We start from the raw sequence: 10,479 nt of genomic DNA, 5'->3' as shown, positions 1-10,479 counted from the left end.
TGGTGTCGTGCAGCGAGTTGTCCGACCACTTGAACTTGTAAGTGATCGTCTCCTCGTCATCGTCCTTGAGCGCCAGCGTCACAACATCGCCCAAAGTCCCTTCCGCAATCTCAACAACACGGCTCGGATCAGCAGGCGAACGATTCGGGACGTTCTCCTTGATCAGGACGGTGATCGTGCCTTCCACCTGGTGATTGGCAGCTGTCGTGCCGTCATCCGCCACAACGATATACTCGAAGGGCGTATCCACACTCACGCTGCTAGTGCCGATCGCCACCATCTTGTTGCCGACGAACTGGAACAGGCCGTCCTCGCTGGTGTCGTGCAGCGAGTTGTCCGACCACTTGAATTTATAAGTAATCGTCTCCTCATCGCGATCCGTCGAGGCAAGAACAAGCACTTCGCCGAGCGCCCCTTCGAGCCACTCGACTGACCGGGTCGGATCGGTCGGGGCGTAGTTGCCCGTCGCCTCGTCAGCGTACTTGATGGTGATGTCGATCTTGCCTTCAACGCTGTGGTTGTCGGCCGTCGTGCCGTCGTCGGCCACCACAACGTAGGATTTCAGCGTATCCTCACCCACATCGATGGCAACAAGAGCCACCAATTTGTTGCCGACGAACTTGAATAGACCATCCTCGCTCGTATCGTGCAGCGAATTGTCTGACCACTTGAACCTGTAGCTAATGATCTGACTATCGAGGTCAGTGGAGTCCAAGTAGAGAACCACACCGAGCACGCCTTCCGACCATTCGACCGAACGCGACGGATCTGCTGGAGCATGGTTGCCGGTCACCTCATCGACATTCTTGATGACGACGGTAATCGTACCTTCCGTGCTGTGGTTGCTCGCTGTTGTCCCATCGTCGGCCACCACAGCGTAAGACATCGGCGTGTCTTCAGTCACATCGATGGTCGCGATCGCCACCATTTTGTTGCCGACGAACTTGAACAGTCCATCCTCACTTGTGTTGCTGAGGGACCCGTCCGAATGCTTGAACCTATAGGTGATCGTCTCGCCATCGATGTCCACCCTGGCCAGGGTCATGACCTCGCCCAACACGCCCTCGGACCATTCGATGGAGCGCGTCGGATCGGTCGGCGAATGGTTGCCGGTCGCCTCGTCGACATTCTTGATGGTGACGGTGATCGTGCCTTCCGTGGTGTTGTTGAAGTCCGCCGACCCGTCATTGGCTACGACATCATAAGTCTTCGTGATATCCCATTCGACGGACGAGGCCACAATAGCTGTCAGCTGGTTGTTGACGAACTGGAACAGGCCATCTTGGCTGACATCGTGCAGTGTGCCGTCCGACCACTTGAACTTGTAAGTGATCGTGTCACCGTCGAGATCTGTCGCGGCCAGCGTGAGCACGAGGCCCAGCTCGCCCTCCTTCCACTCGATGGAGCGGGTCGGATCGGTCGGCGAGTGATTGCCACTCGCTCCCTCTGCCTTCAGAGAGACCTTGATCACGCCCGTCACGCTGTGGTTGTCGGCCGTGGTGCCGTCATCGGCCACGACGATGTAGGCCTTGGTGACATCTTCCGTGATGAACGCGGAAGAGTTGTTCGTAACCATCTTGTTCCCGACGAACTTGAACAGTCCATCCTGGCTCTCGTCGTGCAGAGTACCATCCGCCCACTTGAACTTGTAGGTGATGGTTTGCTCGTCATCGTCCTTATCGTCCAGGACGATCACTTCGCCTTCGAAGCCGATACCCCAATCGACCGAACGGGAAGGATCATCCGGAGCTTTATTGGGAAGGATCCCGTTCTCCTTGATAGTGATGGTGATCGTGCCCGTCACGGTGCTGTTGGGAGCACCTGCGGTGTCCGTCGCCACCACATCATAGGTCTTAGGAGTATCCCCGTTCACATCGGCAGATGCGATCGCATACAGCTTATTGCCGATGAACTGGAACAGACCATCTTCACTGGTGAAGCTCAACTCGCCGTTCGAGTGCTTGAACTTGTAGGTGATCGTCTCCTCATCGACATCAATACCCGGAAGCGTCAAGACCTCGCCTGTCGCGCCTTCCAGCCATTCGATCGCACGGGTCGGATCGGTTGGGGCGTGGTTGCCCGTGGTCTCATCGGCATACTTGATCGTGATGTCGATGGTGCCTTCCACGTACTGATTATCAGCACCGGAGCCGTCGCCAGCCACCACGATATAGGACTTCAGCGTGTCCTCACCCACATCGATCGCTGTGACGGCCACGAGCTTGTTACCCTCGAAGCGGAACAGGCCGTCCTCGCTTGTGTCGTGCAACGAGTTGTCCGACCACCTGAACTTGTAAGTGATCGTCTCGCCGTCATCGTCCTGATCATCCAGGGTTAGAACCTCACCCGTGACACCTTCCTCAAGGTCGAACGAGGTCGTCGGATCGGTCGGAGCCCGGTTCGGCGGCAGAGCCTGCGTATAAAGCGTTACATCCTGGTAGGATGCATGGCCCCATTTGTCGGTCGCAACGATCCTGACCGTGAGGCTCGTGCGCGTCGACAGATCAAGCCCCGATCCATCGCGAACGTAGAGCACCCACGTCCCGGGCTCATCGCCGGCCTTGATGTCGAAGATACCGGCCATGGTGCCTTCAACCGAGTACGTGAACGCATCCCCCTCAGGATCGGACGCGCTTATGAGGCCGATGACCGTTCCATCGTCATCATCCGGAATGACGATATTACCGCGCCAATCCACCAGATCGGCGTCAAGCGCAATACCCGTCGGACCAAAGTTCTCCGTGATTGTAACCGTCAACTCCGTCTCGGCGCTTCTGTCGATACCGTCCGAAACCGTGACATAAATCTTGAACGTGTTGTCGCCGCTCGGGTTGTAAATGAGCGAATCTGTACCCTTCCGAACCCGAAGCTCGTACTGACCCCAATCATTCTTGACGACATAGAAGTAGTCTCTGACCACATCGTCGATGCCAAGGCTACTCCAGACGCTAAAGGTCAGCTCCTGCCCATCCGGATCATCGACCTCGAGAATACCGACAACCTTATCCTCAGCAGCATGATCGACAATGGTAGCAGATCCAGCGAAGCGGACATTTGTCGGCGTGGTGTTCTTATCTAGGATATTCAGATCGACCGTGATCGATGTTTCTTTTCCACCATCGGAAGCAGTGATGACAATTTTTCCGTCGGAGTCACTCGTAATAAGGCTTCCATTAAGAACTTTGAGCACCCACGCGCTATAGAAATCACTATACGCGATAGTGAGAGCCCCGCTGTCGTATAACGCTCCGGCCAACGTATATGAGAGGGCGTTTCCTTCGGGGTCGAAACCCTTGAGAACGCCGACGACAACCTCATCCGGAGAATTAACGATGACCGTCTTGGCCGAAAGGCTCAAGCCTTCCGGTGCCTCATCGACGTCTCCGACTGTGATGGTGAGCGTCTCAGGCGTACTGGTTGTTTCTCCGAGTTCATCGGTTCCAACGATCTGCAGATTAAAGATGTGAGATGCAAGCTTCTCATAATCAAGCTTCTTGTCCGAGGCGACACGGATCTCGAACTTGTCGCCATTCTTGAAGACAGTGAAGAATCCCTCCGGATCTCCCCCCACGATCTTATAATTGACGATGGCATTGCCTTCCGGATCGGTGGCAGTCAGAACACCGATTACGGTCGTGTTCTCCTCGACTTCGACTCCAATAGCGTCGTTGAGCCTGATGTCCGTTGGACCTTCGTTGACGTCACGGATATCAAGTGTCAGGTCCGAGGTCGCTTCATTCCCGAACGAATTCGTGATCTTGACTTTCAGAACTTTGGAAGCCGTGCTCTCGAAGTTGAGGAGATCCTTCCCGGATGCTGATACACGGACCTCATAGCGCGTGGCACTAATTTTATGCAGCGTAACCGCATCCTTGAGAGGGCCAGAGAGAACCGGACCACCGACGATGTCGTCATCGAGCTCCGACAAGTCGATATAACCGATAAGCGTCCCCTCATCCGGATGTTCGTCGAAAGCGAGTGCGGTCACGGACGGAGGATTGGGATCGTAGTCGAAAATAATATTCTCGATGTTCTTCAGCTTGGTCAGGTCATAACCCCTGACCTTGATGATCGCCGTATCGTTGGTGCCCCCGTTGAGCTCCTCCAAAGCCACGTCATCCAGATTGCGGATGATGAAAGTATCGTCACCATCGCCGCCCGTCAGGCGGTTGCCGGCCCCCTTGCCACCGTCGAGCGTATCGCTGCCCGCTCCGCTGGTCAGCGTGTTCGCCAATTCGTTTCCGGTCAGCGCGATGCCCACCGTCGTGTCAACTTCTAGAATCTCAACGGCAACGCCACTCTGCAGCGTGTAGCTGACCTTCGCCTTGATGGTATCGATACCGCTGCCGCCGCTCTCCTCGATGACTGTGTTGCCGGCCCGAACGACATAGGTGTCGCCGCCATCACCGCCCTTCAGCGTGTCTCGGCCTGCTCCGACACCGCCATCGAGAGTGTCGGCGCCCGAGCCGCCTACGATGGAATTAGCGAAGGCATTACCGACCATCTCGAGACCGGTCGAGGTCTGGTTCTGGAATAGCTCGACATTGGCGGCACCGCCCAGAGTATAGCTCACCGTGGTATAGACTGTGTTGGTCCCAACAGTATCGCTGATCTGCGCTGCGGCATCGCTGATGTAATAGGTGTCATTACCACCACCGCCGATCAGCATATCCGCGCCACCACCGCCGGTGATCACATCGTCATTGTCACCGCCACTGATCGTCTGAGCGTAGCTGTTCCCGGTGATGGTGAAGGACTCAGCTTTCTTGTCAGAGTCGACGATGATCTGCTCGATCTCAAGACCATCCTTCAGAGCGTAGCTGTTGGTCGCCAGGATCAACGTATCAAAGCCGCCGCTGTCTTTGATGACGTCCTTGCTGTTAGAGACAATGTAGACGTCGGCTCCGCCACCGCCATCGAGGGTATCCCCCTCCAGCCCGGCCTTGTTGAGCCCGCCTTTAAGGACATCAGCACCGCTGCTGCCAGTAATGCTGTTCGCTAGGTTGTTGCCGATGATGGTCGCGCCTACGCTTTCAGCAATCAGCTCCTCGATCATGACATCGTCATCGAGCGAGAAGGAGCCATTTACATAGGCGATGTCGTATCCACTGCTATCCCGGATATGATCACCGGCATCAACGTAATAGATGTCGTCGCCCGCGCCGCCATCCAGGGTATCGCCACCGGCACCGCCCCGCAACGTGTTCTCATAGGCGTTGCCGATGATCTCATTAGCGGCACTATTACCGATCAACTCGATGATGCCGGTCCCCTTGCCGGCAACCAGCCGTTCGACGTTATCTTGCAAGGTATAGCTGGTAACTTCAGAACCCTGGATTTCCACCGTGTCACGGCCATTCACGAGACCATCGGTCTCGACGATGTCGATGATGCCCGGATTCTTGACGATGTAGAGATCGTCGCCCGCGCCGCCTTTCAATACGTCTTTGCCGGACGCCGCGCCGCCGCCATCCAAGGTGTCGCCATAAATGGTGCCCTCGATTGTACTGGCCTGAACGTGGCCGACGACCCAAACTCCCTTGGTCACATCCTCAGCGAATTTGATAATTTCTATACCTTCAAGGGCGGACCCTGCGGTGAACTTTCGATCTGGGCCGAGGACGGACTCATGAATGATCACGGCATCTGCCGTGCCACCCTCCGCGTCCTTGCTTTCCTTGATGATGTCATTGACGGAACGGTGGTGATACGTGTCGTTGCCAACGCCGCCCACCAGAGAATCTGCGCCGCTGAGCGCTCCGCCGCCATCCAGGGTATCGTCACCGATGCCACCTTCCAGCGTATTATCGAACGTGTTTCCGATAATGATGTTGTTAGCATTATTTCCGGTTAGGGTCATGCTGCCGGTGCCGGCGCCCGCCGTCAAATTCTCCAAGCCGTCGGCAAGAGCGTAAGACGAACCGAAGGCCGCGCCTTGCAGAATCACGGTGTCTCTGCCGCCCGCCTCGTCGGTGATCTCGACAATCGTGTCGCCAAGATCGTCGATGATGAAGGTATCGTCTCCGGCTTCGCCAACCAAAATGTCAGCTCCGACGCCGCCATCGAGATAGTCTTGGCCGGAGCCACCTGTCAGAGAATCATTTCCGCCATAGCCGTACAGGACGTCGTCACCTGCACCGCCATTAATGATATCGCGGGTCGAAAGGTTGGTCCCTTCGATGGTGTCGTTGAAATTCGATCCGTGCCAAGCCTCTATGCTGATATAGGTATCGCCTTCGGCATCCCCGGTATTCTTAGTCGGATCCGCGATATTGATGATAAGACCGGTCTTTCCGTCAGCAGACTCGTAATCGACATAAGAAGCCGTATCGGTACCCGCTCCGCCGTCCAAGGTGTCGAGACCCGATCCACCAACGAGGGTGTCGTTACCTAATCCGCCCTCCACCGTATTGGTGCCTGAGCCAGCATGAACCTCGTCATGACCGTCATAGCCGTTCAGACGATCGTTGCCACTACCTCCGTTCAGAGTATCTCCCAGCTTCGTGCCGTAGAAAACATCATCCTCGCTCTTGGTATCCGACCAGATGATACCGACAGTCGAATCACTTCTGATGCGCGGATCGAAGATTTGCCCATAGGCAGTCGAAGTTCCTGAAGCTCCGTCCAGCACCCAGCCGACGACGATGCGGCCATCCTCCATCTCGTTGAGCGTGGGAGAATACTTACCGTCGGAGGGGCTTGATCCGATTTTTACCGGAGCAACGACAAGATTAAATAACGCGTCGTATTGAGCGAGATAAATACCGTTGCTGTCTTGGAATGCGATCGCAAAGCCGCCATCCTTCAGCGCAATAATTTCAGGAGATGGAGACGTTGCTGCGAAAGTATTGGCAAAGACGGTCTTGATGGTGGTCTTTGTGGAGCCGTCTTTGTTAAAGACCTGGACCTTAATTCCTGTTGAGTCTTTCCAAGTTATGGCAAAGGCGTCCTGTCCTTGCAGCTTGGTGACCGCGAGCGTGTTTACGGAATCGTTAGCCGAAACACCTGCGTTGATCGATACCTTGCCCAAGCCATAAGGATTACCTGCGCTATCACGAAGATAAGCAGTGATGGTGCCGGCTGTATTTGTGTTAGTGGTCGTCTCGACGCCGACTGTGACGTATACACCGCCGCCGAGATAGGCCAGAGCCGGTTGCTCATAGACGTTCGTGGTCGTCACGCCAGTCAGAGACGTAGTCTTTTGAAGAGTTATTCCTGTGTCATCGACTCTGTGCACGGCACTGAAGATGGTCTTTCCGCCAACGGCGCCGTAGCTCACGACGAAACCATCATCTGTCGCGATAATCGCTCCCTGGTTCCAAGCAGTGGAAGACGAGGACGCGATAGATTTGGATGCGAGGTTCGGATGGCCAGCAGGGTATGCCGTTCCGTCTGGCGCCAGTGTCCTGACCCACATCGTATGCTGAAGGGGACCGCCCGAAAAAAGCGGAATCGAATATTGCCAGCCGACAGCGATCTTTCCGTCTGCCAAGACGGTAACCATTGGATTGAAAGCATTGCCGGAAGCGGAAGACGCGATCACGATCGGATCGGAAGCCGCAATTGTCCCGTCAGGATTGAAGACCTGCCCAACAACTTTACCACTACTCACCCAAACGGCCATGATGTTGCCGTTCTGGAGGGTCACCCACTGGGGACTGCCGTTCACGCTGGAAGGCAGCCTAGCACTGGCTATCATAGCCGTCTTCCAGGATACGGGCGTCAAAGGCTCGGCCAAAGTAGCGCCTACAGATTGTGGCTCGTAAGGCTGAGACGCATCAAAGATATCCAGGGAGGTCGGCGACGTCATGTTGCTCATTCCTTGTAAGTTTAAGGGTGAGATTAAGGATCTGACGCGACGTTATCATGTTTCAAGACGGAGCCATATTGCTTTTTTGCATAATTGCAACCTGTTCTACCCTTCTCACGCAAGATTTGAATCCTGCCTTGAGTGAATGGTAGAGGTTGCATCCGGCCGACCCCAAGATTGCGCAACTTAAAAGTGCATAATTGCAATCCATACACTCTGCCCAGGGCCGCATTAACCTTTGCTCTTGGGTAATTTTTGAGTGCGCAACCGTGGCTTTATGGCTCTCTGCAAAATCTTGCTGGCGATGCATGACGTCGAGGCCTAGGGACCGGGCGGGCAACATGGAAAGTTCGAAGGTATCGGTTTTCGCTGACAGGCAGAGAGCCCCCTTCCCTACACGAATTGGAATCAGAGGGGCTGAGGCTGTCGCGTCGCCGGGAACTCTGGATGGATCATCAAAACAGAGTCTGGATGGTCTTTCACCCAGCATTGCCCTTGAAGGCCCAAGACTGCATCGGCGTACTTCAAAAAGCATTGTTCCAAAAAGAAAAGCTCCGGCAGCAGAGCCGCCGGAGCTGATCGTCAGACTGTCATCTGAACTTAGATGACGATGAAGTCGAGGTTGGTGAGGCCCTTGTTCTTACCGACATTGGCGAAGACGACCTGACCGCCGGCCTTGTTGGCATTGGCATCGTACCACACGTCGCCGGTCAGCTTGTTGTAGCCGACGAGGTCATACTTGTCCGTCGCCTTGGCGCCGACCGTGAAGTACACCTTGTTCAGCACGCCCGTCTTCTTGAGCATCTTGAAGACCGCGTTCTCCAGGTAGATCGTGTCGTCACGGGTCACCCAATCAAGGATCTTGTCCTTGTTGCGCGAGCTGTGCGGCGCGGTGTTGAACACGAAGATGTCGCGCCCCGTGCCGCCATAGAGCAGGTCGTTGCCTGCGCCGCCGCCGATCTTGTCGTTGCCGCCAAAGCCCTTGATCACGTCGTTGCCGGTGCCGCCGTAGAATACGTTGGCGCCGTTGGTGCCGCTGATCTTCTCGGTACCGACATTGCCCACGGCGATCGTGATCACCTGCTCGAACGTAGCGCCGCCCTCGACCGTAGCCTTAACACGGATGTTGTGAGAGCGAGCCTGCTCGTAGTCGATCAGCAGACCGCTCACCACCGTGATCTTGCCATTGGCATCCATAGCGAAACGGCCACCAGCCGGATCGACGAGCGTGTAAGTGACATTCTTGCCGCCCAGGGTGGCAAGAAGCGTACCCACTTCCTGATTGGTGCTGAAGATCTCGGACACCACAGGAACCGCCGTACCGGAAGTAAAGGCGGTCTTGGCCGCAATCGACTTGACTACGATGTCGCTGGTGGTGGTGCCTGCACCGCCATGCTTGTCGTCGATGACCTTCACCGAGAAGGTGGTCGTGGTGAGATCGCCAGCAGGAACGCCGGCCTGCGGCTTAACGTCGAACTTCAAGATGTCCATCAGGAGTTCGAGCTGGTCCGCCGTACCCTTGAACTTGTAGGTGATCTTACCTTCAGAGGTCGAAGGGGCGCCGTCGATGAACTTGGCCAAACCATCCGGAATAACCAGGCTACCGTGAGCTTCGAGGAAGGTAATTTCCACCTTGAGAGCATCCGTGTCCACGAAGGTCAGACCCTTGAAGGCATGGATGCCGTCCGCGTTGTCGAGAACGGTGGACGTACCCGTGTCCGGATCGATCACGATGACCGGGAAGGCATTCTTCGAGATCGAAGTAACGACCTTGACCGGGGTCGCGTTCTCGACCTCAGTCACACCATCGCTCACCTTAATGGTGAAGAAGGTATCCAGAGTGCCTCCGAGCGTACCGAGGGTATCCGAAGGATCGAAGGTCAGCGCCGCCAAGATCGCATTGAGCTGAGCAGCGGTGAAGCCTTCGAAAGTGAGGGTCCGGATACCTGTTGTGTTATTGTAAGTGTTAGTCGTGGCGAGTCCGATATTCCCCATTGTGCCGTTCTGATCCACGAAGGAGATCGTGAGCTTCAGAGCGCCCGTATCGTTAACTGTCACACCCTTGAACGGATTGACCACCGGTCCGGTATCCCAAGCCGTCGTAGTAGCATCGGCAGCTACAACTGTGATTGTGGGAGCGGGGTTGGCCGCACCGTCCGTAGCGTGCACCGTGATCGTGCCGGTCTGCGTGCCGGTGGCCGTGGCGTTGTTCGGATCCGTCACGTTGATCGTGAACACCGTGTTGCCGGCCACGTTCGGATCGAAGGTCAGCGCATCGAGGATCGCCTCGAGCTGAGCCGCCGTGCCGGTGAAGGTGTAGGTGATCACGCCACCCGCGGTCACGCCGGCCACCGAGGTACCGCCGAGCGTGCCGTTCGCCGCCGTGAACGAGATCGTCATCGTCATCGACTGCGCGGCTTCGTTGGTGATCGTCACGTTCTTGAACGGATCGACCGTGGCCGTGCCGTTGGTGACGGCGTTGACCGTCGTGCCGACATTGCCCAGGGCCGGTGCGGCGTCATTGGCCGCGCTCACCGTGATCGTGCCGGTCTGCGTGCCGGTGGCCGTGGTGTTGTTCGGATCCGTCACGCGGATCGTGAACACCGTGTTGCCGGCCGGGCCCGGATCGAAGGTCAGAGCGTCGAGGATCGCCTCAAGCTCGGCCGCCG

Annotated in this window: 1 protein-coding gene and 1 pseudogene; both read right to left on the bottom strand. The window is 56.3% G+C overall.

From position 1 onward, the window contains the following. Window positions 1-7,810, bottom strand: a 7,810-nt coding sequence (locus tag MJ639_RS17690) for a cadherin domain-containing protein (protein WP_279306694.1), incomplete at its 3' end; no start/stop codon positions are given. A 600-nt stretch (window positions 7,811-8,410) separates the two neighbouring features. Continuing rightward, window positions 8,411-10,479, bottom strand: a pseudogene (locus tag MJ639_RS17675) (hypothetical protein); the annotation flags it as partial.

Source organism: Microvirga solisilvae (assembly GCF_022808595.1).
GTDB classification, from domain to species: Bacteria; Pseudomonadota; Alphaproteobacteria; order Rhizobiales; family Beijerinckiaceae; genus Microvirga; species Microvirga solisilvae.
The sequence above is the reverse complement of the archived record's forward strand: the minus strand, read 5'-3'. Positions and strand labels throughout refer to the sequence as shown.